The sequence below is a fragment of the Streptomyces sp. NPDC029216 genome, assembly GCF_040648015.1.
Classification (GTDB): domain Bacteria; phylum Actinomycetota; class Actinomycetes; order Streptomycetales; family Streptomycetaceae; genus Streptomyces.
In genome coordinates this window covers 15,181-39,002 of sequence record NZ_JBEZWL010000068.1, presented here as the reverse complement: position 1 = coordinate 39,002, position 23,822 = coordinate 15,181, and the positions used below count along the sequence as shown (strand labels likewise).

Below are 23,822 nucleotides of genomic sequence, written 5' to 3'. Positions count from 1 at the left end.
GGTGCCGAGAACTGCGTAACGCATGCGGATGTCCAATCGGGATGGGTGGTACGGCACGAGCCCGGCGGGGTGAGTGCGCGGGCCGGGGGCCCGCGCGTGGAATACCGTACGGTTCGCGCCAGTTGGGGGCCGGTGGGCACCGGTCGTCCCGCCCGGCCGCATCCCGCGCAAGGCTCGTGCCGTACCACCCATCCCGATTGGACATCCGCATGCGTTACGCAGTTCTCGGCACCGGCGTCGTCGGCCGTACGGTGGCCGCCCGCCTGGCCTCCCTGGGCCACGAGGTGGTCATCGGCACCCGCGACCCCGGGTCCACCCTCGGCCGTGCCGAGTACGCCGAATGGCAGGAGGCCCACCCGGCCGTCGGCCTCGCCACCTTCCCGGAGGCGGCGCGGCACGGCGAGACCCTGGTCAACGCCACCGGCGGGCGGGTCAGCGTCGAGGCCCTGACCGAGGCCGACGCCGCCCACCTCGACGGCAAGGTCCTCATCGACATCGCGAACCCGCTGGACTTCTCGCAGGGCTTCCCGCCGCTCCTGGACCCGGTCAACGACGACAGCCTCGGCGAGCTGATCCAGCGCACCTTCCCGCAGCTGCGCGTGGTCAAGACCCTCAACACCATGAACTGCCAGATCATGGTCGACCCCGCCCGGGTCCCCGGCGAGCACACCGTCTTCCTCTCGGGCGACGACTCCGACGCGAAGAAGGCCGTGCACGCCCTGCTGGGCTCCTTCGGCTGGCCGGACGCCTCGATCATCGACCTGGGCGGCATCGAGACCGCGCGCGGCACGGAGATGCTCCTGCCGGTGTGGCTGCGTCTGATGGGGGCCCTGGGGCACGCCGAGTTCAACTTCCACATCCAGACGGCCCGCCCCTCCTGACCCTCCCGCCCCGCCCGGACGGGGGAACAGATGTTGCCGTTCCCCCGCCCCGTGCGGAGGGTGGGGAGGGACGGAGGGAGCCACCGATGAGAGTCATGCTCAGGGCCCACCTGGACACGGCCGCCACCAACGAGGGCATCAAGACCGGGGCGCTGACCCAGGCCATGCAGAAGCTCATGGAACGGGTCCGGCCCGAGGCGGCCTATTTCGGCCTCCACGAGGGCGTGCGCTCCTGCTGGATCGTCTTCGACCTCCAGGACAGCGCCCAGGTGCCGCTGCTGACCTGGGAGCTGTTCAGCCGCTTCCACGCCGAGATCGAGGTCAGCACGGTCATGACGGGCGAGGAACTGTCCGAGGCCCTCTCCGAGGTCCGCTCCCTGACCTAGGGTCTGTCGTCAAACTCCCGTCTGCCCCGGCGACGACGGGACTTTGACGACAGACCCTAGGCCAGGGCTTCCGGATCGGGCCGGAGCCTTCCGCCCGCCGCCAGGGCCAGGACCGCCGAGGCGGCCGCCGCCGTGCAGGACACGGCGAAGGCCGCCCGGTGGCCGTACGCGGCCGCCAGCGGACCGGACGCCGCCGCGGCCAGCGCCTGGCCGACGATCAGGCCGCTGCCCACCACCGTCATGGCCTCGCCCATCCGCCGTGCCGGCCCGGTCCGCTCCACCAGCCCGAACAGCGCGATCAGGTGCGGGGCCACCGCCAGCCCGGTCCCGGCGACGGCCGCCGCCGCCCCCCACAGCCCGGACACCGCCAGCAGCGGCAGCGTCAGCGCCGCCTGGAGCCCGATCGTCCACCGCAGCCGCGCCACCGGGCCGGCCGTGCCCGGCCGGGCCACGGTCACGAAGCCGGCGACGGAGCTGGTCACGGCCATCGCCGCCCACACCAGCCCGGCGGCACCGCCCTGCCCCAGCGACTTCGCGAGGGCGTTGACCCCCGTGTTGGCGCTGCTCCACGCGGCCCCCTGGAGCACGGCCATCGCGCACAGCAGGGCCAGCGCCGGCGACCACAGCCGTACGCCGTCCCGCGCGCCCTCCGCCGCGAGCGGCCCGGGCGCGCTGGGGTGCAGGGCGAACAGGGTCCCGAAGACCAGGATCAGGACGGCCGCCAGCACCAGCGCCGAGGCCGGGTGCACGGTCACCGCGAGGATCCCGGCCAGCGCCGGCCCCACCATGAAGGAGACCTCGTCGAGGGTGGTGTCGAAGGACAGCGCCGACCCCAGCAGGGCCCGGTCCCCACCGGCCAGCCGTGCCCAGCGGGCTCGCGCCAGCGGCCCCACCTGCGGAACGGTCAGCCCGGCGGCGACGGCGAGGGCGATCCGGGCGGCCGGCGGCAGCCCGCCGAGGACGGCGGCGACCAGGACGGCCAGTACGGCGCCGTTGGCGGCGCAGGCGGCCAGCAGGACCGGACGGTGGCCGCGCCGGTCGGCGAGCCGGCCGATCACCGGGCCGCCCAGGGCCTGGCCCAGCCAGAGGGCGGCCGCGAGGGTGCCGGCGTCGCCGATGCCGTCGCGCTCGTTGACGAGCAGCAGCGTCCCGATGGGGCAGAGCGCGGCGGGGAGCCGGGCGAGGAACGCGTACAGGGGCAGGGCGGTACCGCCGAGTGCGAACACCCCGCGGAAGCCGGCCGCGGGCCCGGCGGGGGCTCCGGCCGCGTTTCCCGCCGTGGATGTCGTGGATCCGGTGGTGGATCCGGCCGTGGATCCGGCCGTGGGTCCGGCCGTGGATCCGGCCGTGGGTCCGGTTTTGGGTGCGGACATGGGGCAACCTCCAGCCGCACGCCGACCCTCCCGTGTCTCCGGCGCGCGTCGTTGCCCGTTGCCGGGGACGTTAGCCCGGGGATCCCGCCCTGGGAACCCCCGCCGGGGCCCCGGCCGGATCCGGACACGCGAAAGGCCCCGGTCCGCTTTCGCGTACCGGGGCCTTCCCACAGGGTGAGTGACGGGACTCGAACCCGCGGCCACCTGGACCACAACCAGGTGCTCTACCAACTGAGCTACACCCACCATGTCCGGTCGTGGAACGACCGGCCGAAGAAAAGGGTACAGGGTCCGGGAGGGTGCTCGCGCCCCCCTTTCCCCGCACCCCCTCCTGCGGCGCTCCGGGCGGTCCTACTCGTCGGCGACCACGTGCTTGGCGGCGATGGCCCGCGCCGTGTCCGAGTCGGGTCCGGGCTGCGGCACGAAGACCGCCTCGCGGTAGTAGCGCAGCTCGGCGATGGACTCCTTGATGTCCGCGAGCGCCCGGTGGTTGCCGTTCTTCGGCGGGCTGTTGAAGTAGGCCCGCGGGTACCAGCGGCGCGCCAGCTCCTTGACCGAGGACACGTCGACGATCCGGTAGTGCAGGTGGCCCTCCAGCGCCGGCATGTCGCGCGCCAGGAAGCCGCGGTCGGTGCCGACGGAGTTCCCGCACAGCGGCGCCTTGCGCGGCTCCTTGACGTGCTCACGCACGTACGCCAGGACCTGCGCCTCGGCGTCGGCCAGGGTCGTGCCGCCGGCCAGCTCGTCGAGCAGCCCGGAGGCGGTGTGCATCTCGCGCACCACGTCGGGCATGTTCTCCAGGGCCGCGTCCGGCGGGCGGATCACGATGTCCACGCCTTCGCCGAGCACGTTGAGCTCCGAGTCGGTGACCAGTGCGGCCACCTCGATAAGTGCGTCGTCCGTCAACGAGAGCCCGGTCATCTCGCAGTCGATCCACACCATGCGATCGTTCATGCGCCCCACCTTATGCCGAAGGCCCCCCGCGGTGGTGTCCGGCCGGTGCGGGGGGCCTTCGTCGTGCGTCTTCCGGGCGTCCGGGCGGGCCGCTACGCGTGCTCGCGCAGCACCCGTCCCGGGGAGTACAGCTCGGTCACGCTCGGACCGGAGGCGGCCAGGGCCGCCGCGGCCCGCTGGGGCTGCGGGGTGCGCTGGTGCGGCAGGGCGGTCCCGGAGATCTCCGACACCGGGGCCACGTCGCTGCCCTGCGGCCGGCGTGCCCGGTAGGCGGAGCGGTAGGCGGCCGGGGAGGACCCCAGCTGCCGCCGGAAGTGGCCGCGCAGGGCGACCGGCGAGCGGAAGCCGCAGCGTCCGGCGACCTCGTCGACCGAGTAGTCGGAGGTCTCCAGCAGCCGCTGTGCCTGGAGCACCCGCTGGGTGATCAGCCACTGGAGCGGCGCGCTGCCGGTGAGCGAGCGGAACCGTCGGTCGAAGGTGCGCCGGCTCATGTAGGCGCGGGCGGCCAGCGTCTCCACGTCGAACTGCTCGTGGAGGTGTTCCAGGGCCCAGGCGACGACCTCGGCGAGCGGGTCGGCGCCGATCTCCTCGGGCAGCTACCGGTCGAGGTAGCGCTCCTGGCCGCCGGTGCGCCGCGGCGGGACGACGAGCCGTCGGGCCAGTGCCCCGGCGGCCTCGCTGCCGTGGTCCGTGCGCACGATGTGCAGGCACAGGTCGATTCCGGCCGCGGTGCCGGCGGACGTCAGCACGTCGCCGTCGTCGACGAACAGCTCGCGCGGGTCGACGTGGACGGACGGGTAGCGCTTGGCCAGCGTCGGCGCGTACATCCAGTGCGTCGTCGCGGGCCGGCCGTCGAGCAGGCCGGCGGCGGCGAGCACGAACGCACCCGTGCACAGGCCGACGATCCGGGCGCCCTCCTCGTGCGCCAGCCGCAGGGCGTCGAGCGCCTCCGGCGGCGGCGGTGAGGTGATGGAGCGCCAGGCCGGGACGACGACCGTGCCCGCCCGGGCGATGGCCTCCAGCCCGTACGGCGCGGTCAGTTCGAGTCCGCCGGTGGTCCGCAGCGGACCGTCCTCCCCGGCGCACACGAGCAGTCGGTAGCGCGGCACTCCGGCGTCCTGGCGGTCGATGCCGAACACGGACAGCGGAATGGAACTTTCGAAGATCGGGCCGCCGCTGAACAGCAGCACGGCGACGATCTCTCTGCGGCGACGCCCCGCGAGCTTCCTGCCCGCGTCGGCGATGACTGCGGTGGAATCCTGGCTCATGGCGCTAAGCCCCCCTTGGGTGTCGCGACTCCTTGGTCTGGTCGCACCTGCACGTTTCCCCTCGGCCTTGCACGTGGATCCCCCGCCGTAAATACATGATCGAATCTACTGCGTCCCGTGGTGTCGGCGTGACAAGTTCAGCACGCACCGCTATGTCGACTTGGCAACTTGGCGAAAAGCATTCGATCAGGAAGCGTTCCACTCCGCTACCCGCAGGGGAACCTCTCGATCCGGTCGTGGCCAGTACCCATGGGGTGTTTTCGCCCCGTTCGCTCTGTAGTCGCTGGTGGTAGGGGGGTTGGGGGGACATTCCGGCAAGGGAAGCACCCAGTCCGGAAGTTGGCTGAAAACAACCGGGTGTGTACGTGCGAATCGGTCAGTCGTGAGGGGACGGGCCCACGGAGCCGTGGCAGCCGCGGTGCGCACCGGACCCGCTGCGGGAGTGCCGGCCGCGGTGCCCCGGCGGAAGTGGCTCCTCCGCCAGCGCCCGGGCGACGGCCCGCCCGGTCTTCTCCGAGTGCCGCAGCAGCACCCGGCAGGCGGCCGTGACGGCGGCCAGCCCCAGGGTCGCCACGGCGGCCCCGCCGTACGAGGTCCCGTAGACCACCAGGACCACGGGGACGAGCAGGCAGCTGAAGGCGGCCCAGCGCACCACGTCACCCGCGGGGTCGTCATGGGGACGTCCGGCGGCGGACCGCCCGGACGGGTGAAGCTGGGGCCGGGCGGACGGGAGGCGCGGAGATGGCCGCCCGGAGGGGGTGGACTGCGTCGGCGGAGCGGGCTGGACGGGCTGGACGGGGTGAACCGGATGGCCGGGCACGGCGTACTCCCTGCGGGCTCTTCCTGGACGGTCGGACGCCTGTCCAACGCCCGCGCGCAGCTCCCGGTCACTGCGCGCACGGGTGGCTCGAAGGCCTTCCGTCACTGGCTGTAGGGGACAGCGGCCATTGCCAAGGGGGCTCGGCTCCGGCATGCTCCCTTGGACGCTCTCCAAGGGCGGCATGACCTGTGCAGGACGGGAGTGTCGCCGTACCCTGGTGGGTAAGGGCTTGGAAAGATGCTTCCTGGACAGAACTCCGTCACGCAGCGTCGCCAAAATGCCCGCGTCGTCGTCAGAACGCCCGAGTCGTCGTCAGAACGCCCGAGTCGCCGAAACCGCCCCTGTCGCTTCCCCCGAGGACTTTTCGCCGAGACATCCATGGCCGGTCACGAATTCTTCGAACCCGCGGACCGCAAGCGCAAGCACCTCGCCGATTCCGTATCGAGCGACCTGCGCGCGGTGGAACAGACACGCATGCCCTGCGACCCGGCCTTCCGGCACGGTGTGGTGGTGGGCTTCGACGGCTCCACGTCCAGTGAGCGCGCCCTCGCGTACGCCATCGGCATGGCCCGGCGCTCCGGTTCCGGTCTGATCATCGTGCACGTGGCGAACCGCCTCCCCACCACGGTGTGGGCCGGCTGCGAGCCGCCCGTGTTCGTGGACGTGCCGGACCACCGCACCGAGGTGCTGGGCCTGGAACTGGCCTGTGCGGACTACCTGTCCGAGGTGCCGTGGATCCTGGTCGAGCGGGGCGGCGACATCTGCCACGAGCTGGAGGAGGTCGGCCGGGAGTACTCGGCGGACGCCATCGTGGTGGGTTCCACCCACGGCATCGTGGGCCGGATCTTCGGCTCGGTCGCGGGGCGTCTCGCCAAGCGGGCGCAGCGACCCGTCGTTGTCATTCCGTAACCCACCGTATTCCGGTTGTGCGGTTGTGAACCCCCTTGTAAAGGGTAGATAAGTGCTGCTGGGACGCAGCAAACAACTGCAGATCGAAGGGAGCCCGCCGTGGACAATGGTGTCTCTGCGGGAAGCACGGCCTCGACTTCGACCCTGGGGAACATCGCCCTGGGTCTCACCCTTCTCGCGTTCGGTATCGGCCACACCGGCGTCCTCGACGGTGTCACCGCTGCCAACTCCGTGTCGCTCGCGATGTACGTCGGCGGCGCGGCCCTCTTCCTCCTCGGCCTCCTCGAATACCGGGGCGGCAACGGATTCAACGGCACCGCCTTCGCGGGCCTGGGCATCTTCTGGTTCACCTGGGCCAAGGGTGCGGGGGCCACGGTGTCCGACGAGGCGGCCGGAACGTTTCTGGTCCTCTTCGCGATGCTCGCGCTGACCCTGACGCTCGCCGCCGCGAGCGGGCTGTTCGGCCAGGGCGTCTACGGTCTGCTGACCCTCTCCCTCGTCCTGCTGGCCATAGCCTCCTTCGCGGACAGCGCGGGCCTGGCCAAGGCGGGCGGCTGGGTCGCGGCGGTCTCCGGCCTGCTGGCCTGGTACGGGGCCACCGCCGCGCTCGCGCACTGGCCGATGGCCTTCGGCAAGGCGTCCGGAAGGGGAGCGGTCGCGGCGGGCTGAACCCGCCCGCCCCGCAGGCACCACGGGAACAACGGGCAGGGGCGCCACCGGAGTTACCGGTGGCGCCCCTGTCGTGTGCGCGTGCGCGGCGCGGCGGCGGTCCTACTCGACCGTGACGGACTTCGCCAGGTTGCGCGGCTTGTCGATGTCCCGGCCCAGGGCCAGGGCGGTGTGGTACGCCAGCAGCTGGAGCGGGATGCCCATCAGGATCGGGTCCAGCTCGTCCTCGTTCTTGGGGACGAGGATGGTGTGGTCCGCCTTCTCCTGCATCCGGTGCGCGACCGCCAGGATCCGGCCGCTGCGGGCCTTGATCTCCTCCAGCGCCGCGCGGTTCTTCTCCAGCAGGTCGTCGTCCGGGACGATCGCGACCGTCGGCATCGCCGGCTCGATGAGGGCGAGCGGGCCGTGCTTGAGCTCGGAGGCCGGGTAGGCCTCGGCGTGGATGTAGGAGATCTCCTTCAGCTTGAGGGAGGCCTCCAGGGCCACGGGGTAGCCGCGCACCCGGCCGATGAACATCATCGACTTGGCCTCGGCGTACTCGGCCGCCAGCTTCTTGATGTCCTCCTCGCCCTCCAGGACCTCCTGGATCTGGGCGGGGAGCTTGCGCAGGCCCTCGATGATCCGCTTGCCGTCGGCGACGGACAGGTCGCGGATGCGGCCCAGGTGCAGGGCGAGCAGGGCGAAGGCGGTGACGGTGTTCGTGAAGCACTTGGTGGACACGACGCAGACCTCGGGGCCGGCGTGCACGTACACGCCGCCGTCGGCCTCGCGGGCGATGGCGGAGCCGACCACGTTGACCACGCCGAGGACGCGGGCGCCCTTGCGCTTGAGCTCCTGGACCGCCGCGAGCACGTCGTACGTCTCGCCGGACTGGGAGACGGCGATGTACAGGGTGTCGGGGTCCACGACCGGGTTGCGGTAGCGGAACTCGGAGGCCGGCTCGGCGTCGGCGGGGATCCGGGCCAGGCTCTCGATGAGGCCGGCGCCGATCATGCCCGCGTGGTACGAGGTGCCGCAGCCGAGGATCTTGACCCGGCGGATGCCGCGCGCCTCGCGCGGGTCCAGGTTCAGGCCGCCCAGGTGCACGGTGGAGAAGCGGTCGTCGATCCGGCCGCGCAGCACGCGGTCGACCGCGTCGGGCTGCTCGGAGATCTCCTTGTGCATGTACGTGTCGTGGCCGCCCATGTCGTAGGAGGCGGCCTCCCACTCCACGGTCTCGGGCGTGGCGGTGGTCGTCGTACCGCTGGTGGTGTAGGTGCGGAAGTCGTCGGCCTTGAGGGTGGCCATCTCGCCGTCGTCGAGGGTGACGACCTGGCGGGTGTGGGCGACGAGCGCGGCGACGTCCGAGGCGACGAACATCTCCTTCTCGCCGATGCCGAGGACGACCGGGGAGCCGTTGCGGGCGACGACGATGCGGTCGGCGAAGTCGGCGTGCATGACGGCGATGCCGTAGGTGCCCTCGACGACCTTGAGCGCCTCGCGGACCTTCTCCTCCAGGGTGACGGCCTGGGAGCGGGCGATCAGGTGGACGAGCACCTCGGTGTCGGTCTCCGAGACGAAGACCACACCGTCGGCCTCCAGCTTGGCGCGGAGCTCGGCGGCGTTGTCGACGATGCCGTTGTGGACGACCGCGACCTTGTTCTCGGCGTCCAGGTGCGGGTGCGAGTTGATGTCGCTCGGCGCGCCGTGCGTGGCCCAGCGGGTGTGGGCGATGCCGGTGGTGCCGGCGAAGCGCTTGGGGACGCGGGACTCCAGGTCACGGACCCGGCCCTTGGCCTTGACGACCTTCAGGGCCGCAGACTTCGGGCTGTTGACGACGATGCCCGCCGAGTCGTAGCCGCGGTATTCGAGCCGCTGGAGGCCCTCCAGCAGCAGTGGTGCCACGTCGCGCTTGCCGATGTAACCGACGATTCCGCACATACGGTGTTGCCCCTCCTGAGGTTCGTTGTCCGTGCTCGGACACGTACCGGCTGTTCTCCGGTTCCGTCCCGGCCCTGTCCTGGCCGGGACGTCGTGGCGTCTCAGCCGTAGACGATGCGGCGCAGCTGCCGGAGCGAGAGCTCCGGCGGCGCCACGGCGCGGTGCGGCAGTTCCGCCGCGATCCGCTCGAAGATCTCCGCGTTGACCGCGCCGCCGGACTGCAGCTCGCGGTGGCGGCGACGGACGAACTCCTCGGTCGTCTCGTCGAAGTACGCGAGCACGTCGAGCACCACCCGGGCGGCCTCGCCGCGCTGCAGCGCGGTGGTGCGTACCAGGTGGTCGACGAGTTCGTCGTGTGACGGTCGGCGGTCGAGCACCAGTAGATATTGACGGCCCAGGGGCAGAAACGCAAAGATCCTGCCCGGAATCGGGCAGGATCATGCTGGTCTGGACCAAGGAATGGGTAATTCCGGTCTCGTTTGGTTAGAAACCACCCAAAATAGCGGCCTTCGCCGCCGAGAACTCCTCCGCCGTGAGGATCCCCGACTGGTGCAGCTCCCCGAGCTCGCGCAGCCGCCGCAGCAGGGTGTCGTGGTCCGCCGGCTCTCCCGCCAGGGCCGGGGCCGCGTCCGCGAGGGGGAGGGGGGCGGCGGTCTCCGCCTGCACGGGGGCCGGGGCCGCCGGGTGCGGCATCCGCACCGCCACCGCCGCCGCGACCAGCGCCATCAGCGGGTCCTTCTTGAAACCGAAGAGTTCCACGGTGCACGGGTCGTACTTGGGGGCCGGGGCAGGCGGGGCGCCCGCCAGGGTGAAGCGCAGCCAGCCGTTCTCCAGCCCCTTCGACGGGGACCACTCCACCGCCCGCACGTCCGCGACCCGGAACTCGCGCGGACCGCCCGAGGCCTTCGCCTCCTCGGTGGTCCAGTTCCAGTCCAGCACCACCCGGTCGCCGTCGAAGGCCGCCGTCCCGTCACCCGCGCCCACCGAGATCGGCACCGCCGGGCCCGGCAGCAGGTACGCGTCCGACGGGCCGGGATCCACCTGCTCCAGCAGCAGCGCGTGGCGCACCTCGTCCACGAAGTACTCCGCCACCCCGGCCCGGTCCGACTCCACGCTCAGCCGGTACGGGTCCGACGACTCCGGCAGCCGCCCGCCCGTCACCTGGAGCAGCGGGTCCGCGCCGTCGCGCAGGCGCAGCCGCAGCCGGCCCGCCTTGCGCCCGGGCTCGTAACTGATCCCCCCGATCGCGCGCAGCGGCACGGCCACCTCGCCGAGCTGCTGCCGCAGCAATCCCACCCCCTTGTCGCGGCCCGGCACGATGCGCACGGTGTCCCCGTCGAAGGTCCAACTGCCGTCCTTCTGGATGATTTCCGCCATCTGAGGATTCTCGCACCGGTATGTGGGCCCCCTCCGGGGGCCGTCTGGCCTATACCTGGGCGCATGAGAGTCCTGCGCCGCACGCTCTGCGCCCTCCTGCTGCTCGGCACCGCCGTCTCCTGCACGCCGGCGCGCGGCGACGACGCCAAACCGGCCGCGGCCGCCCTCACCCCCTACGAGCGGCTCCTGCCGGCGCCGGTCTCCGTACGGGCCGGGGGCCCCGGGTACGCCTTCGGGGCGGGCACGGTCATCCGTACCGGCGGCCCGGGCACGCCGGAGGAGGTCCGGCGGATCGGCGAGCTCCTGGCGGAGCAGCTGCGCGGGCCCAGCGGGCTGCCGCTGCCGGTGGTCGACGGGGAGGAGGGCGACGACGGCGACGGGGTCCGGCTGCGGCTCGACGGCGGCGCCGCGGAGCTGGGCGAGGAGGGCTACCGCCTGCGGAGCACCCCCACGGGCGTCACCCTCACCGCCCGCACCCCGGCGGGCCTCTTCCACGCGGGCCAGACGCTGCGCCAGCTGCTGCCGGTGCGGGGGCCGGGGACGGTCCCGGGCGGGGTGGTGACGGACACCCCGCGCTTCGCCTACCGGGGCGCCATGATCGACGTCGCTCGCCACCACTTCCCGGTGGAGCAGGCCGAGAGGTACGTCGACCAGCTGGCCCAGTACAAGATCAACACCCTGCACGTGCACCTCACGGACGACCAGGGCTGGCGGATCGCGGTCGACTCCTGGCCCCGGCTCGCCGAGTACGGCGGCGCGAGCGAGGTCGGCGGCGGCCCGGGCGGCCACTGGACCAAGGACGAGTACCGGGACCTGGTCGCCTACGCGGCGGACCGCTACGTCACCGTCGTCCCGGAGATCGACATGCCGGGCCACGTCAACGCCGCCCAGGCCTCCTACGGCGAGCTGACCTGCGACGGCAAGGCACCCGAGCGCTACACCGGGACCAAGGTGGGCTTCAGCTCCCTGTGCGCGGGCAAGGAACGCACGTACGAGTTCGTCGACGACGTCCTCGGCGAGCTCGCCGCCCTCACCCCCGGCCCCTACCTCCACATCGGCGGCGACGAGGCCCACTCCACCCCGGCGGCGGACTACGCGGCCTTCATGGACCGCGCCCAGGCGGTGGTCGCCCGGCACGGCAAGACGGTGATGGCCTGGCACCAGCTCGCGTCGGCCCGCCCGGCACCCGGCGCGGTCCTCCAGTACTGGGGCCACGACAAAACGTCCCCCGCGGAGAAGGCGGCGGTCGCCGCGGCGGCGAAATCGGGCCACCGCCTGGTCCTCTCCCCGGCGGACCGCGCCTACCTCGACATGAAGTACGACAAGCAGACCAAGCCGGGGCTGGCCTGGGCCGGCTACGTCCCCGCCCGGCGCGCCTACTCCTGGAACCCGGGCTCCTACCTCCCCGACGTCCCGGAATCCGCGGTCCTGGGCGTGGAAGCCGCCCTGTGGACGGAGACCATCGCGACCCGCTCCGACTGGGAACTGATGGCCTTCCCCCGCCTCCTCAGCCTGGCGGAACTCGGCTGGTCCCCGGCCGCCTCCCTCGACTGGACCGCCCACCGCCGGCGCCTGGCCGAGCAGGGCCCCCGCCTGGACGCCCAGGACATCACCTACTACCGGGCCCCCGACGTGCCCTGGTCCTGACCCGGGGAGGCGGGATCATCCCGTCCGGGGAGCGAGCTGCTTGTGGCCGGGGTAGACGTGCTCCGGGGTGACGATGGCGGTGACCGCCTGGCCGAAGAGGGTGCTGGGCTCCTGGTTCTCGTACCGCGAGTCGGTGTTGAGGACGATGACCATCGTGGCCCCGGCCTGCGGGAGGTACACGGGCAGGACCTCGTAGCCGGGGATCGAGCCGTTGTGCCCGATCCAGCCCTGCACGTCGAAGATGCCCAGTCCGTATCCGGCGCCCGGGACGTCCATCGGGGTGGTCTTCAGGCGCTCGGCCTGGGTCGCGGGCTTCAGCAGGGTGCCGGTGGCCAGGGTGCGGGCCCAGCTGCGGAGGTCGTCGAGGTCGGAGACCATCGCGCCCGCCGCCCAGGCCCAGGTCGGGTTCCAGCCGGTGGCGTCCTCGGTCCGGCCGGAGGCCGTCTGGTCCGTGTAGCCGTGCGCGTACGGGTCCGGGAGCTTCGCGCCGGTCGGGAAGACCGTACGGTGCAGGCCCGCCGGGCCCAGGACGTCGTCGGTGATGACCTCGTGCAGCGGGCGGCCGGTGAGCTTCTCCACCACCAGGCCGAGCAGCACCAGGTTGGTGTTCGAGTAGTCGAAGCGCGTGCCCGGCGCGAACTGCACCCCGTGCTTGAAGGAGTAGCCGAGCAACTGCCGCGGCGAGAAGGACTGCTGCGGATCGGTCAGGAGCTTCTTGTCGAACTCCTCGTCCAGGCTGTAGTTGAAGAGTCCGCTGCGCATGCCGGCCAGCTGGCGCAGGGTGATGCGGTCGCCGTTCGGAACGCCGCTGACGTACTTGCCGATGGGGTCGTCCAGGCCCGCTTTCCCCCGGTCGACCTGCTGGAGGAGGGCGGTGACGGTGAACGTCTTCGTCTCGCTGCCGATGCGGACGTGGAGCGGGGCCGTCATGGGCGCGCCGGTCGCCTTGTCCGCGACGCCGAAGCTCTTGACGTAGCTCCCCTTCCCGGGAGCCCACAGCCCCACGGTCACCCCCGGCACCCCCGCCTCCCGCATCACCCGCCGCACGGCCGCGTCCAGCTGCGCCGCCACGGCCGGAGTGAGCTGCCGGAACCCGGTGCCGGGGGAGGTGGAGGCGGAAGGCGGCGGCGACGGCGGAGGCAACGGAATGCCCGCCGCCCCGTACGCGGCCCCGGAGAGGGCCGGCCCGACGAGCACGCCCACGGCTGCGGCGGCCGCGCAGACCCGGCGCAGCCGGAGAGGGGATGACTTCACCGCGGTGTCTCCTCCCGTCCGAGGACCCAGGCACCCCCAGGCTAAGTCCGGCCCACCCCACCCGCGCGGCGACCGATGGCGGGAACAGGACCATCCCCCGGACCGCCCGCCGGCGCTGTCGCAGGTCCGTGCAACGATCTGTGCAGCCGGGAGAGCGGTCGGTGCGCGCCAAGGGGGGATTTCCGCATGGGGTTTGACGAGGAGTGGGCTCAACTGCGGGCGGCGGCGGCCGAACGCCTGACCGCGGGGGCCGACGCGCCGCCGCTCCCGGCGACCGCCGGTCCCGCCGTCGAGGCGGACCCGCTGGACGCGGCGCGGGAGGCCGCCGCGGAGCGGCTGGCCGCGTTCCGACGCCAGGCGGTGCTGGTGCCGTTGGACGCGCGGGGCGGCTTGTGGACCGCCGCGCTCGGGGGGCTGGACTGGATCTGCGCGTTCTCGGGAGAGGAACCCCTGGCCCGGTTCGCCGAGGCGCGCGGGGAGAGCGGACAGGAGTGGGCCTTCCGCCGGGTGACCGGTGCCAGGCTGCTGGACGAGCTGATCCCGGCCCTCGACTTCCCCTGCGGGGTGGCCCTGGACGCGGCGGGCCCCGCCGGGGCGGTGTTCCCGCCGCTGCGCGGGATCGTCCCCGACGCGGTGGCGCTGGACGGGGAGGTGGCGGCGTGAGCGGGGACGGGGCCGATCTGGACGTCTCGAAGCAGGCGCTGGGACAGATCGCCGAAGGGATCACGAAGACGCTGGCCGAGCTGAAGGAGCTCGGGATGGTGGGAACGGCCAGTATGGGCCGCGGCTTCTCGGACCTGTCGCTGTCGGGGATGGAGACGGGCCACGACGGCCTGACGTCCTCGTTCAACGCGTTCTGCGAGCGCTGGGAGTGGGGCGTGCGCTCCCTGGTCCAGCAGGGCAACGACTTCGCGGCGAAGGTGGGCCTGTCGGCCGGTCTGCTGCACGAGCAGGACCAGTACATCCAGGGCGGCTTCAAGGTGCTGACCAATTCGGTCATGGGCAACCCGTACGCCTCTGAGGGCGACATCACCAAGAAGGGCTGGGGGGACGTCCTCGCCGACAACCCGTACACGCAGATCCGGGACGCGGACTACAGCCCGGGCTCCTTCGTGCAGGCCGAGAGGAATACCGAGGAGGCCTGGAAGGGCGCGGTGCGGGACGTGAACAGTTCCGAGACCCTCCTGCCCAACCAGATCGTCAACGCCGCCGGTCTGCGGGACGAGGTGGACGGGTTCGTGGACGACTGGGTCGGCCCCGCGCCCGAATCCGGCAAGGGCGGTGACCGCTGATGCCGGACTGGGGCGGGCTGGTCGACAGGGGCCTGGAGAAGCTGGAGGACGGCTGGGACGCCACCAAGAAGGCCGTCGGTGAGGGCGTGGGCCACGCCGCCCACGGGGTCGGCGACGTCCTGGACACGGTCGGTGCGCACGGCTGGGCTGACAAGGTCGACGACTGGGGTGACGACGTCGCCTCCGACCTGGGGGCCACGGTGGGCGAGCAGCAGCTCGGCCAGACCCGCCAGGCCGACGAGCTCGTCCGCGGCAAGCCGGCGGTGATCCGGGAGGCGGCCGCCCACCTCACCGACTTCCAGGCGGCCTTCGACCGGGTCGGCCAGGGCATGCGGGCCCTGGACTCCGGCCACTGGAAGGGGGCCGCGGCCGACGCGTTCCGCGAGAAGTTCGCGATGCACCCCGCCGACTGGCTCCACGCCTCCGACGCGTGCGGGGAGGCGGCCAACGCCCTCAAACACTACGCGGACACGGTGCAGTGGGCTCAGGAGCAGGCCGAGCAGGCGATCATGCTCTACGAACAGGGCGTGAAGGCGAGGAAGGAATGGGCGGCGGCGTACGAGGTCAAGGCCGACGCCTACACAGCGGCCGTCAGGGCGGGCCGGGATCCGGGCCCCACCCCGACACCCGGTGACGATCCTGGCGAGGCGGCGCGCGTCCGTGCGCAGGAGATCCTCACGGAGGCCCGCCGCCAGCGCGACGAGGCCGCGGGCACGGCGCAGCAGGCCGTCACCGCCGCCACGGAGAAGGCCCCGGCCATGCCGTCGGCGTCCGACCGGGCGTGGGACACCTTCGTCGACTACGAGGCCGGGCAGGTGGTGGAGCTGAACCACTTCGCCGGCGGCGTCCTGAAGGGCACGGCGGGCACGCTGAACTTCGCCCGCGGCCTGAACCCCTACGACCCCTACAACCTGACGCACCCCGCCGAGTACACGCAGCACGTCAACATGACCCTGGCGGGCCTGATCTCCACGGGGGCCCACCCGGAACGCGTCCCGGGCGCGCTCCTGGAACCCTTCAAGGACGACCCGAGCGAAGGCTTCGGCCGCCTGGTCCCGGAACTCCTCGGAACGAAGGGCATGGGCGGGGCCAAGGCGGGCGTGCGGGTCGCGGAGACGGCGGCGGCCAAGCCGTCCGCGTGGTCGCACCTGGCGAAGCCGGCGGAGGGGGTGGCGGAGCGGAGGGCGATACACGCCGACAGCGTCACGCGCAAGCAGGCGAAGAAGTTCCTGGACGACCAGTACCCCTGGATGAAGCAGGTGAACCACACCGACCAACCGGGATATCAGTACAACTGCACGCACAACGTCGTGACCGTCGACAGGCGGTTGGACGGCGTAGAGGTCTCGGCCGCCCCGAAGACCCAAGCGGGTGACATACCGTACAAGGAACTCGGGGTGGAACCGAGCGCGAAGAAGGTCGTCGGCAGCTATGACGACATCATCAAGGACCTTGAGATGCGGGGAGAGGGCTCACGCAGTGTGGTCGCCATCTCTCGTCACGGAATGCCGGGGCATGTCTTCAACGCCGTGAACACCCCTCACGGGGTCGTCTTCTTGGACGGGCAGTCCGGCACGCTGGCCAAACTCGAAACAGAGAACATCAGCGAAATCGCCCATGTCCCCTACAAATAGTGCCATCGGGAATCAGAGATGCTCACGTTGAACGAAGCCGTCGAGGCGGCCAGGCCCTTTGTCGAGCGGGCATTCGCGGCCGAGTCGTGGACACCGGTACTGCGGCCGGAGCTCAGTCGAGACCACGAGGTGGCCTGGATCGTCAGGGTCGACACCCAGGAGGGCATCGACACCGGTGATCCGTGGGTGGGCTTCCTGGCGAACGTGGTACTGGTGCCCAAGGACGGGACGGCCGTGCGGTTCCCTCCGACCCACTTGCCGCTCGACGAGTACCTCGCCTATGTGCGCCAGGGCGGCTGGGAGACGGCCGGCAAGGCCAGGACGAACAAGGCCGAGCCGTGGCAGATGGCGTTCGAGTGGATCCTCAAGACGTATCGGGGACTCGTCGAACTGGTGGACATCGAGCCGGTTGCCGAGGACGCGGGCACGTGGCTGTTCGCCTGCCGCACCATCGAGCAGCCGGGATATCCGCGTACGCCGATGCTGGCCGCATCCGTCGTGGTGCCCAAGGACGCGGGCGAACCCTTCCATCCTGCTGCTGACGACCCGTGGGGCGATGCCGCCGCGTACACCCGCACGCAAAACGAGCCGGAGCCGGAGGTGCAGGCGCGGCGGCTCAACTCGCGGGGGTGTGTGGTGACGGTGGCGGCCGCCATCGCCGGGGCGCCGTCCTCGCCGTTGCCCTGGCAGCCGGCGCATGAGGCACCCGGGTGGTGGGAGCTGTTGCTGCGGCGGTACTTCCCCGGCGCGGAACAGCTGCGGTGCGGGAGCTGGGACGAGGTGATCCGGCGGGCTCAGGAGACCGGACCGGACACCCAGGGCGTGGTGTGGGTGCGGCGGGCGATCGGCGGCACCGAGGTGAGCGGGCACCTGGTGTACGCGCACAACAACAAAGGCAGTGTGGCCTTCCTGGACGGTATGACCGGCGGGCTGGCGCGGCTGGACACCGTCGGGGTGCTGGAGCTGGTGTTCGCGCGGTTCCGGCCCGGGGTGCGGCCGTCCGCTGAGGATTTCGGGGCGGCCCGGGCCAAGGCCGAGGAGTGGCTGCGGCGGACGTACGGGGAGGCGGTGGAGCTGGTGGCGCCGGACCCGGCGGACGAGACGGCCCGGGGGTGGTTGTTCGCCTGCCAGACGACGGCCGCGCTGCGTACCGGGGACTGGCGGCGCTCGATGCTCGACGCCGGCCTGGTGGTGCCGAAGGGGCCGGGGGAGCCGTTCCTGCTGCCCAACTCGGACCCGTGGGGATTCCTCGCCCGCTGGGACCGTGGTGAGCCGGCCGGGCCCACCCCCGCACCGGCGAAGGCGGACTGGTTCGCCGGCACGATGGGGCAGTTGGGGCCTGAGATGCAGGTGTCGGAGTTTCCGACGGTCAGGGCCTCCGTCCAGGCGGTCGCCGCGCTGCCGGCCGGTGGCCGTGCCCTGGTGTGGGTCCGCCGCCTGGACCGGCGGGGCCGTGAGACCACCGGCCTGCTGCTGACCGGGCTGCGCACGGACGCCGGCCACATGGGGCTCGTGGACGGCTCCGCGACGGAGTTCACCACCCTGGACGGCCTCGGGGAGGCCGGCGTCCGCGTGATCCGCTACCGCTGACGCCCCTCCGGCGGGCTCAGCTACCCGTGGGCGGGAGGGGGGTCCGGGTCGGGGCCGGGCTGTACGTCGGGACCGGGGTCCGGGTCGGGACCGGCGTGTACGTCGGGTCCTGGGTCGGCGTCGGCGTGTAGGTCGGCGCCGGGGTGGAACTCGCGGTCGGGGCCGGCGTGTACGTCGGGGCCGGGGTGGAGCTCGTGGTCGGGGTCGGCGTGTAGCTCGGGACCGGGGTCCGGGTCGGGACCGGCGTGTACGTCGGCGCCGGGGTGTACGTCGGAACGCCCGTCGGCGTCGCGGTGTACGGCATGGTGGGCGCGATGTACGGCATGGTGCGCGCGGCGTACGGCATGGTGGGTGTCGGGGCGTACGTCGGGGCCGTCGTGGGGGTCGGGCCCGTGGTCGGGACGGCGGTGGCGGTCGCTCGGGCGGCCGGGGTGCTCTGGGCCGCCGCGGAGAGGGCGGCGGTGAGGACGGCTGCGCCGGCTATGGCCAGGGCGGCCAGGGTGCGGTGCGTGGTCATGTGGTTCCCCCGTGGGTCATGTAGATCATTCCCGGGAAGCCAAACACCGGCCCGCGAGGGTGCACAAGTGACATATGCGCCGAAGGGGTGCGGATTCGAGGGACCGTATCGAAGCCGCACCCCTCCCTTGATCACCGTCGCGCGGCGAAGGGCGCGACGGGGTTCTTGAGGGTGCCGATCAGCTGGAGGGCCGCCGACGGGTCCGCGAGGTCGACCATCTGCTCGTTGTTGCGCAGCTGCAGGCGGTTCAGGCAGGACAGCTGGAACTCGGGGGCGAAGAGGTCGTAGCGGGCGAAGCGGTCCGCCAGGGCGGGGAGGGACCGCTGGTAGTCGTGGGCGCAGTCCGCCACCGCCTGCCAGAAGACGTCCTCCGTGCAGATGCCTTCCGTCACCAGGATCGAGTTCAGGAAGCGGAAGAAGCAGTCGAAGACGTCCGTGAAGACCGACAGGAGCTTCATGTCCTCCGGGATGTCCGCCCGGATGCGTTCCACCGCCGGCGGGAGGACCGCGTCCGGGTCCATGACCACGATCTCCTCGGCGATGTCCTTGAAGATCGCCCGCTGGACCACGCCGTCCTTGATCACCAGGATCGTGTTCTCGCCGTGCGGCATGTAGGCGAGGTCGTACTGGTAGAAGCAGTGGAGGAGGGGCAGGAGGTACGCGCGGAGGTAGGGGCGGAGCCATTCCGCCGGGGTGAGGCCCGACTCCGCGATGAGGGCGCCGGCGAAGGACCTGCCGTCCGCGTCCACGTGGAGGAGCGAGGCCATGGTGGCGAGGCGTTCGCCCTCCTTCAGGGAGGAGACGGGGGACTCGCGCCACAGGGCGGCCAGCATCTTGCGGTAGGGGGAGTAGCGGTCCGTCGCGCGTTCGTACTGGCGGTGGTGGTAGCCGATCGCCGCGCGCTCGCGGATGATCGAGAAGTCGACCGAGCGGAGGGTCTCGTCCGACTCGATGAGTTTGTGCAGCCAGTCGTTGATGGCTGGCGTGGCCTCCATGTAGGCCGCCGAGAGGCCGCGCATGAAGCCCATGTTGAGGACCGAGATGGCCGTCTTGACGTAGTGCTTCGTCGGGGTCGTGGTGTTGAAGAAGGTGCGGATCGACTGCTGGGGGAGGTAGGCGTCCTCGCCCTCGCCCAGCAGGACCAGGCGGCGGTTGGCGATCTCTGCCGCGAAGGTGACCGTCGTCTTGTTCCACCACTGCCAGGGGTGGACCGGGAGGTAGTGGTAGTCGGACGGGTCGAGGCCCAGGGCCGTCAGTTTCGCCTCGAAGCCGGCGATCGCCGCCCCGCCCAGTTCCTCGCGCAGGAACGTGTCGTGGTCCAGGCCCGCGCCCGCCGTGAAGGTGGAGACGTCCTTGTGGGCGGCGGCCCACACCAGGTGGACCGGGCTGGCCGTCTCGGGGGCGTACGCCCGGTATTCGTGGACACCGAAGCCCAGGCGGCCGTTGTTGGCCACGAAGCAGGGGTGGCCCTCCGTCATGCCCGTCTCGATGTCCTGGAAGGAGGACTTGGCGAGGACCGCCGAGGGGATCTGGGGCTTGGTGTACTTGTAGCCCGTGCCCGCCAGGGTGGAGGAGATCTCCTCCAGGTAGACCGGGAGGACCTCCGCGCTCAGGCCCAGGGTCTCCCGGAGCTCTATGTGGAAGTCCAGGGCGTCGAGCTCCAGGTCGGCGCCCGCCCGGCGGCGGGTGATGGACGGCTCGTCCACCGACCAGTGGTCCAGGGCGTGGAGTACCGCCCGGAAGCGGTACTCGACCGTGCCGTCGTCGCTGAGGACCGCGTACCGGTCGTCGCCCAGGGGCTTCGGGGTCAGCAGGCGCTCGTGGGAGAACTCCGCCAGGGCCTTGCGGACCAGGGCGCGGTTGGCGCGGGCCCACAGCTCCGGGGTGAGGTGGGCGATGGCGTCCGCGGGGTTGGGGTCCGGGCTCATATCGAGGCCTCCGTCGTGAGGTGGGTGGCCGCCTCGAACCGGGCGCGGGTGCAGAAGCTGAGGAGGGCTTCCTTCTCCGGCTTGGTGACGGGGCCTTCGGGGACGAAGCCGACCGCCTCGTTGAGGGCGTGGACCGCCGTGTTGCGGACGTCCGGCTCGACCACGACGCGCGCGGTGGCCGGGTCCGCGAACAGGGCGGCCATGACGGTGGTGATGACCGCCCGGGTGAAGCCGGAGACCGGGGTGTCGGTCGGGGCGACGAGGAAGTGCATGCCGACGTCGCCCGGCTGGGCGTCGTAGAGGCCGACGAGCTCCAGGTGCGCCGGGTCGTAGCTCTCCATCAGGAAGGCCGGGCTGTCCTCGTGGAAGCCGAGGAAGGCGTGGTGGTGCTCGTGCGCGGTGATGCGCACGTACTCGCGCTCCACGTCCGGCAGGGTGGCGTCCTGCATCATCCAGAACGCGGCCTTGGGGTCCGTGACCCAGGCGTGGAGCAGCTCCGCGTCCGAGAAGGGGTCCAGGGGGCGGATCGAGAAGGTGCCGAGCGCGGGGTCGGTACGGGTGAAGAGGGTTTCGGTGGTGCTCATGCGTGCGTGCCTTCCGGGGCCGCGAACTGCTGGAACGCGATGGACTTCTCCACCTTGTAGTACTCGCGGCCGAGCAGCTCTCCGACGATGTACGCGTTGCGGTACGCGGCCATGCCCAGGTCGGGCGAGGTGAGGGAGTGGTTGTGGGTGGTGCCGTTCTGGAGGTAGACCCCGCGGCCCGTGACGTCGACGGCGTAGTTGCGGCCGGCGTCGAGGCGGCCGTGGCCGTCGAAGTTCAGGCGGTCGCGGACGGGGGCCAGGAACTCCGGGACGCGGTACTTGTAGCCGGTGGCGAGGACCAGGCCCTCCGTGGTGAGGGAGAAGTCGCACTCCTGCTCCTCCTGGCGCAGGCCCAGGGTGTAGGTGCCCGTGGTCGTGTCGTACGCCGTGCTGTTGAGGGAGGTGTTGGTGAGCAGGGTCGTGGGGACCGCGCCCGGCATGGTGATCTTCTTCTGGTAGAGCAGGTCGAAGATAGCGTTGATCAGGTCGCCGTCGATGCCCTTGAAGAGGTTCTTCTGCTGGGTCTCCAGCCGGTAGCGGGTCTCCTCGGGGAGGGCGTGGAAGTAGTCCACGTACTCCGGGGAGGTCATCTCCAGGGTGAGCTTGGTGTATTCGAGCGGGAAGAAGCGCGGGGAGCGGGTCACCCAGTTGAGCTGGTAGCCGTGGACGTCGATCTCGGTGAGCAGGTCGTAGTAGATCTCGGCGGCGCTCTGGCCCGAGCCGATCAGGGTGATCGACTTCTTCCGCTGGAGGGCCTCCTTGTGCTCCATGTACGAGGAGTTGTGGAGGAAGTCGCCGCCGAGGTCCTCGCAGGACGCGGGGACGTGGGGCGGGGTGCCGGTGCCGAGGACCAGGCGGCGGGCCAGAAACGTTTCGCCGCGGTCCGTGTGCACCTCGTAGAGGCCGGCGGTGCCGTCGTACGTGACCTCGGTGACGGAGGTGGAGTACCGGACGTTGTCGAGCCGGTCGGCGGCCCAGCGGCAGTAGTCGTTGTACTCGGCGCGCAGCGGGTAGAAGTTCTCGCGGATGTAGAAGGAGTACAGCCGGTCCCGGTCCTTCAGGTAGTTCAGGAAGGAGAAGGGCGAGGTCGGGTCGGCGAGGGTGACCAGGTCCGACATGAACGGCGTCTGCAGGTGGGCGCCGTCGAGGAACATCCCGGCGTGCCACTCGAAGTGCGGCTTCGACTCGATGAACAGGCCGTTCAGCTCGTCGAGGGGCGCGGTGAGGCAGGCGAGTCCCAGGTTGAAGGGGCCCAGGCCGATGCCGATGAAGTCGTAGGGCTTAGCGGTGGACGGCAAGGGACTCTCCCAGGAACTGCTCGGCGTGTGCGGCGATGAGGTCGAGGACGGCGGTGATGTCGGCCGTCGTGGTCTGCGGGTTGAGGAGGGTGAACTTCAGGTACTGCTTCCCGTCCACCTTGGTGCCGGCGACGACGGCCTCGCCGGAGGCGAACAGGGCCTTGCGGGCGTGCAGCTGGGCCTCGTCGAGGAGGTCGGGGCGCGGGCCTTCGCCGTCGGCGGGGACGTAGCGGAAGACCAGGGTGGAGATCTGCGGCTTGACGACGACCTCGAAGCGGGGGTCGGCGTCGATGATCTCCCAGCCGGCGGCGGCGAGGGAGACGACCTCGTCGAAGAGCGAGCCGACGGCGTCGGCACCCATGATGCGCAGGGTCATCCAGAGCTTGAGGGCGTCGAAGCGGCGCGTGGTCTGGATGGACTTGTCGACCTGGTTCGGGATCCGTTCCTCGGCCATCCGGCGCGGGTTGAGGTAGTCCGCGTGGTACGTGGCGTGCTTGAGGGTGTCGCGGTCGCGGACCAGCACGGCGCTGGAACTCACGGGCTGGAAGAAGGACTTGTGGTAGTCCACGGTCACCGAGTCGGCGTGCTCGATACCGTCGAGGAGGTGCCGGCGGGTGGGGGAGACCAGCAGTCCGCAGCCGTACGCGGCGTCCACGTGCATCCACGCGGAGTGCTCGGCGGCCAGGCGGGCGATCTCGGGGAGCGGGTCGATGGACCCGAAGTCGGTGGTGCCGGCGGTCGCGACGACGGCCATGGGGAAGAGGCCCTCGGCGGCGCAGTCCTGCAGCTCCAGGGCGAGCAGGGAGGTGTCCATGCGGCGGCTGCGGTCGACCGGGACGGAGATCACGGCCTCGTAGCCGAGGCCCAGCATGGCGGCCGACTTCTGCACGCTGAAGTGGCTGGCGTCGGAGGTGAAGATCCGGAGTTTCGGGAGGAGTTCGGCCTTGGTGAGCTCGACGCCCTCGTCCAGGGCCCGCTTCATGACGATCCGGCAGGCCTCGTCGCGGGCGAGGAGCAGGGCGTGGAAGTTCGACTGGCTGCCGCCGGAGGTGAAGACGCCGTCCGCGCCCTCGCCGAGGCCGATGCGCCGGGCGGTCCAGTCGATGAGACGGCGCTCGATGAGGGTGCCGCCGATGGACTGGTCCCAGGTGTCGAGGGAGGAGTTGACGGCCGACAGGACCGCTTCGCCGACCACCGCGGGGATGACGACCGGGCAGTTGAGGTGGCCCAGGTAGCGCGGGTGGTGGAAGTAGACGGCGTCGCGCAGGTAGACGTCCTCCAGCTCGTCGAGGGCGGCGGCGGCGTCGCCCAGCGGGCGGTCGAGGTCGATGCCGTCGATGACCGGGGCGAGTTCGTCCACGGATATACCGGTGTGGGGACGCTGCGTGGCGGCGAGCTTGGCGGCGACGCGGTCGACGCCCTCGGTGACGGTGCGCCGGTAGAGGTCCGCGGTCGTCTCGTTCAGCAGATGCGAGCGCATCAACTTTCCTCCGGGCGGGGAGAGCGGGGGGTGGGGTGAAA

At 71.5% G+C, this 23,822-nt stretch carries 21 protein-coding genes, 1 tRNA gene and 1 pseudogene; 9 read left to right on the top strand and 14 right to left on the bottom strand.

What is annotated here, in order from left to right; genetic code table 11:
- The first annotated feature begins 209 nt into the window (after positions 1 to 209).
- Both AB0F18_RS23420 and AB0F18_RS23415 read left to right on the top strand, forming a co-directional pair.
- Positions 210 to 881 carry an NAD(P)-binding domain-containing protein gene (locus AB0F18_RS23420; protein WP_362063700.1) on the top strand — a complete coding sequence of 224 codons (672 nt, stop codon included), beginning with the start codon at positions 210 to 212 and terminating at the stop codon, positions 879 to 881.
- Positions 882 to 967: 86 nt separating this feature from the next.
- Positions 968 to 1,267, top strand: coding sequence for a hypothetical protein (locus AB0F18_RS23415; RefSeq protein ID WP_362063698.1), 300 nt, complete (start codon positions 968 to 970; stop codon positions 1,265 to 1,267).
- A 56-nt stretch (positions 1,268 to 1,323) separates the two neighbouring features.
- On the opposite strand, the gene AB0F18_RS23410 is transcribed toward AB0F18_RS23415, so the two are convergent.
- The 5 genes and pseudogenes from AB0F18_RS23410 to AB0F18_RS23390 all read right to left on the bottom strand — a co-directional run bounded on the left by AB0F18_RS23410 (position 1,324) and on the right by AB0F18_RS23390 (position 5,682).
- Positions 1,324 to 2,640, bottom strand: a complete 1,317-nt coding sequence (locus tag AB0F18_RS23410; RefSeq protein WP_362063696.1) for an MFS transporter — start codon at positions 2,638 to 2,640, stop codon at positions 1,324 to 1,326.
- Between the two features lie 173 nt (positions 2,641 to 2,813).
- A tRNA-His gene (locus AB0F18_RS23405) sits at positions 2,814 to 2,886 on the bottom strand.
- Positions 2,887 to 2,991: 105 nt separating this feature from the next.
- Complete coding sequence (gene orn, locus AB0F18_RS23400) at positions 2,992 to 3,594, bottom strand: oligoribonuclease (RefSeq protein ID WP_362063694.1); 603 nt, start codon at positions 3,592 to 3,594, stop codon at positions 2,992 to 2,994.
- A 92-nt stretch (positions 3,595 to 3,686) separates the two neighbouring features.
- Positions 3,687 to 4,862 (bottom strand): annotated as a pseudogene (locus tag AB0F18_RS23395) (helix-turn-helix domain-containing protein).
- Between the two features lie 376 nt (positions 4,863 to 5,238).
- Positions 5,239 to 5,682, bottom strand: a complete 444-nt coding sequence (locus tag AB0F18_RS23390) for a hypothetical protein (RefSeq protein WP_362063692.1) — start codon at positions 5,680 to 5,682, stop codon at positions 5,239 to 5,241.
- 378 nt (positions 5,683 to 6,060) lie between these two features.
- Between AB0F18_RS23390 and AB0F18_RS23385 the strand changes: the two genes are divergently transcribed.
- Together AB0F18_RS23385 and AB0F18_RS23380 are read left to right on the top strand one after the other, a co-directional pair.
- Positions 6,061 to 6,591, top strand: a complete 531-nt coding sequence (locus tag AB0F18_RS23385) for a universal stress protein (protein ID WP_362063690.1) — start codon at positions 6,061 to 6,063, stop codon at positions 6,589 to 6,591.
- 99 nt (positions 6,592 to 6,690) lie between these two features.
- A complete protein-coding gene (locus AB0F18_RS23380; protein ID WP_362063689.1) occupies positions 6,691 to 7,260 on the top strand; it encodes an acetate uptake transporter in 570 nt (189 codons plus the stop codon).
- A 102-nt stretch (positions 7,261 to 7,362) separates the two neighbouring features.
- Here the strand turns inward: AB0F18_RS23380 and glmS are convergent, their stop codons facing one another.
- The 3 genes from glmS to AB0F18_RS23365 all read right to left on the bottom strand — a co-directional run bounded on the left by glmS (position 7,363) and on the right by AB0F18_RS23365 (position 10,557).
- Positions 7,363 to 9,180: a glutamine--fructose-6-phosphate transaminase (isomerizing) gene (gene glmS, locus AB0F18_RS23375; protein WP_362063687.1), complete on the bottom strand. Its 1,818-nt coding sequence runs from the start codon at positions 9,178 to 9,180 to the stop codon at positions 7,363 to 7,365.
- Between the two features lie 101 nt (positions 9,181 to 9,281).
- Complete coding sequence (locus tag AB0F18_RS23370) at positions 9,282 to 9,557, bottom strand: hypothetical protein (RefSeq protein ID WP_079427144.1); 276 nt, start codon at positions 9,555 to 9,557, stop codon at positions 9,282 to 9,284.
- 106 nt (positions 9,558 to 9,663) lie between these two features.
- Positions 9,664 to 10,557 (bottom strand): DUF4429 domain-containing protein, encoded by an 894-nt coding sequence (locus AB0F18_RS23365; protein ID WP_362063685.1) that lies wholly within the window; start codon positions 10,555 to 10,557, stop codon positions 9,664 to 9,666.
- A gap of 63 nt (positions 10,558 to 10,620) precedes the next feature.
- Here AB0F18_RS23365 and AB0F18_RS23360 point away from each other — a divergent pair, with 63 nt between their 5' ends.
- Entirely contained in the window at positions 10,621 to 12,204 is a 1,584-nt protein-coding gene (locus tag AB0F18_RS23360; RefSeq protein ID WP_362063683.1) for a beta-N-acetylhexosaminidase, read from the top strand.
- A gap of 15 nt (positions 12,205 to 12,219) precedes the next feature.
- Here the strand turns inward: AB0F18_RS23360 and AB0F18_RS23355 are convergent, their stop codons facing one another.
- The gene (locus AB0F18_RS23355; protein ID WP_362063681.1) at positions 12,220 to 13,458 is read right to left on the bottom strand and encodes a serine hydrolase domain-containing protein; all 1,239 of its coding nucleotides are present in this window, start codon (positions 13,456 to 13,458) and stop codon (positions 12,220 to 12,222) included.
- Between the two features lie 186 nt (positions 13,459 to 13,644).
- On the opposite strand from AB0F18_RS23355, the gene AB0F18_RS23350 reads away from it, so the two are divergent.
- From AB0F18_RS23350 to AB0F18_RS23335, 4 genes are read left to right on the top strand one after another with little or no spacing between them, the layout of a single operon-like run.
- On the top strand, positions 13,645 to 14,121 hold the full coding sequence (locus AB0F18_RS23350; protein WP_362063679.1) for an SseB family protein: 477 nt from the start codon (positions 13,645 to 13,647) through the stop codon (positions 14,119 to 14,121).
- The gene (locus AB0F18_RS23345; RefSeq protein WP_362063677.1) at positions 14,118 to 14,750 is read left to right on the top strand and encodes a hypothetical protein; all 633 of its coding nucleotides are present in this window, start codon (positions 14,118 to 14,120) and stop codon (positions 14,748 to 14,750) included. The genes AB0F18_RS23350 and AB0F18_RS23345 overlap by 4 nt, the downstream gene beginning before the upstream one ends.
- On the top strand, positions 14,750 to 16,384 hold the full coding sequence (locus AB0F18_RS23340; protein WP_362063675.1) for a putative T7SS-secreted protein: 1,635 nt from the start codon (positions 14,750 to 14,752) through the stop codon (positions 16,382 to 16,384). The genes AB0F18_RS23345 and AB0F18_RS23340 overlap by 1 nt, the downstream gene beginning before the upstream one ends.
- An 18-nt stretch (positions 16,385 to 16,402) precedes the next feature.
- Complete coding sequence (locus AB0F18_RS23335) at positions 16,403 to 17,974, top strand: YrhB domain-containing protein (RefSeq protein WP_362063673.1); 1,572 nt, start codon at positions 16,403 to 16,405, stop codon at positions 17,972 to 17,974.
- Positions 17,975 to 17,990: 16 nt separating this feature from the next.
- On the opposite strand, the gene AB0F18_RS23330 is transcribed toward AB0F18_RS23335, so the two are convergent.
- From AB0F18_RS23330 to AB0F18_RS23310, 5 genes are all read right to left on the bottom strand, one after another.
- Positions 17,991 to 18,491: a hypothetical protein gene (locus AB0F18_RS23330; RefSeq protein WP_362063671.1), complete on the bottom strand. Its 501-nt coding sequence runs from the start codon at positions 18,489 to 18,491 to the stop codon at positions 17,991 to 17,993.
- A gap of 131 nt (positions 18,492 to 18,622) precedes the next feature.
- Complete coding sequence (locus AB0F18_RS23325; protein ID WP_362063669.1) at positions 18,623 to 20,419, bottom strand: IucA/IucC family siderophore biosynthesis protein; 1,797 nt, start codon at positions 20,417 to 20,419, stop codon at positions 18,623 to 18,625.
- Entirely contained in the window at positions 20,416 to 21,003 is a 588-nt protein-coding gene (locus tag AB0F18_RS23320) for a GNAT family N-acetyltransferase (protein WP_362063667.1), read from the bottom strand. Before AB0F18_RS23320 ends, AB0F18_RS23325 begins: the two co-directional genes overlap by 4 nt.
- Positions 21,000 to 22,301 carry a SidA/IucD/PvdA family monooxygenase gene (locus AB0F18_RS23315; RefSeq protein WP_362063665.1) on the bottom strand — a complete coding sequence of 434 codons (1,302 nt, stop codon included), beginning with the start codon at positions 22,299 to 22,301 and terminating at the stop codon, positions 21,000 to 21,002. The genes AB0F18_RS23320 and AB0F18_RS23315 overlap by 4 nt, the downstream gene beginning before the upstream one ends.
- Complete coding sequence (locus tag AB0F18_RS23310; protein WP_362063663.1) at positions 22,285 to 23,781, bottom strand: aspartate aminotransferase family protein; 1,497 nt, start codon at positions 23,779 to 23,781, stop codon at positions 22,285 to 22,287. The genes AB0F18_RS23315 and AB0F18_RS23310 overlap by 17 nt, the downstream gene beginning before the upstream one ends.
- Positions 23,782 to 23,822 lie beyond the last annotated feature (41 nt).

Coding starts and splice junctions, on each gene's coding strand:
- AB0F18_RS23320 (WP_362063667.1), bottom strand. CDS start 21,003: ATGAGCACCACCGAAACCCTCTTCACCCGTACCGACCCCGCGCTCGGC.
- orn (WP_362063694.1), bottom strand. CDS start 3,594: ATGAACGATCGCATGGTGTGGATCGACTGCGAGATGACCGGGCTCTCG.
- AB0F18_RS23330 (WP_362063671.1), bottom strand. CDS start 18,491: ATGACCACGCACCGCACCCTGGCCGCCCTGGCCATAGCCGGCGCAGCC.
- AB0F18_RS23365 (WP_362063685.1), bottom strand. CDS start 10,557: ATGGCGGAAATCATCCAGAAGGACGGCAGTTGGACCTTCGACGGGGAC.
- AB0F18_RS23420 (WP_362063700.1), top strand. CDS start 210: ATGCGTTACGCAGTTCTCGGCACCGGCGTCGTCGGCCGTACGGTGGCC.
- AB0F18_RS23310 (WP_362063663.1), bottom strand. CDS start 23,781: ATGCGCTCGCATCTGCTGAACGAGACGACCGCGGACCTCTACCGGCGC.
- AB0F18_RS23335 (WP_362063673.1), top strand. CDS start 16,403: ATGCTCACGTTGAACGAAGCCGTCGAGGCGGCCAGGCCCTTTGTCGAG.
- AB0F18_RS23325 (WP_362063669.1), bottom strand. CDS start 20,419: ATGAGCCCGGACCCCAACCCCGCGGACGCCATCGCCCACCTCACCCCG.
- AB0F18_RS23415 (WP_362063698.1), top strand. CDS start 968: ATGAGAGTCATGCTCAGGGCCCACCTGGACACGGCCGCCACCAACGAG.
- AB0F18_RS23350 (WP_362063679.1), top strand. CDS start 13,645: ATGGGGTTTGACGAGGAGTGGGCTCAACTGCGGGCGGCGGCGGCCGAA.
- glmS (WP_362063687.1), bottom strand. CDS start 9,180: ATGTGCGGAATCGTCGGTTACATCGGCAAGCGCGACGTGGCACCACTG.
- AB0F18_RS23360 (WP_362063683.1), top strand. CDS start 10,621: ATGAGAGTCCTGCGCCGCACGCTCTGCGCCCTCCTGCTGCTCGGCACC.
- AB0F18_RS23340 (WP_362063675.1), top strand. CDS start 14,750: ATGCCGGACTGGGGCGGGCTGGTCGACAGGGGCCTGGAGAAGCTGGAG.
- AB0F18_RS23385 (WP_362063690.1), top strand. CDS start 6,061: ATGGCCGGTCACGAATTCTTCGAACCCGCGGACCGCAAGCGCAAGCAC.
- AB0F18_RS23410 (WP_362063696.1), bottom strand. CDS start 2,640: ATGTCCGCACCCAAAACCGGACCCACGGCCGGATCCACGGCCGGACCC.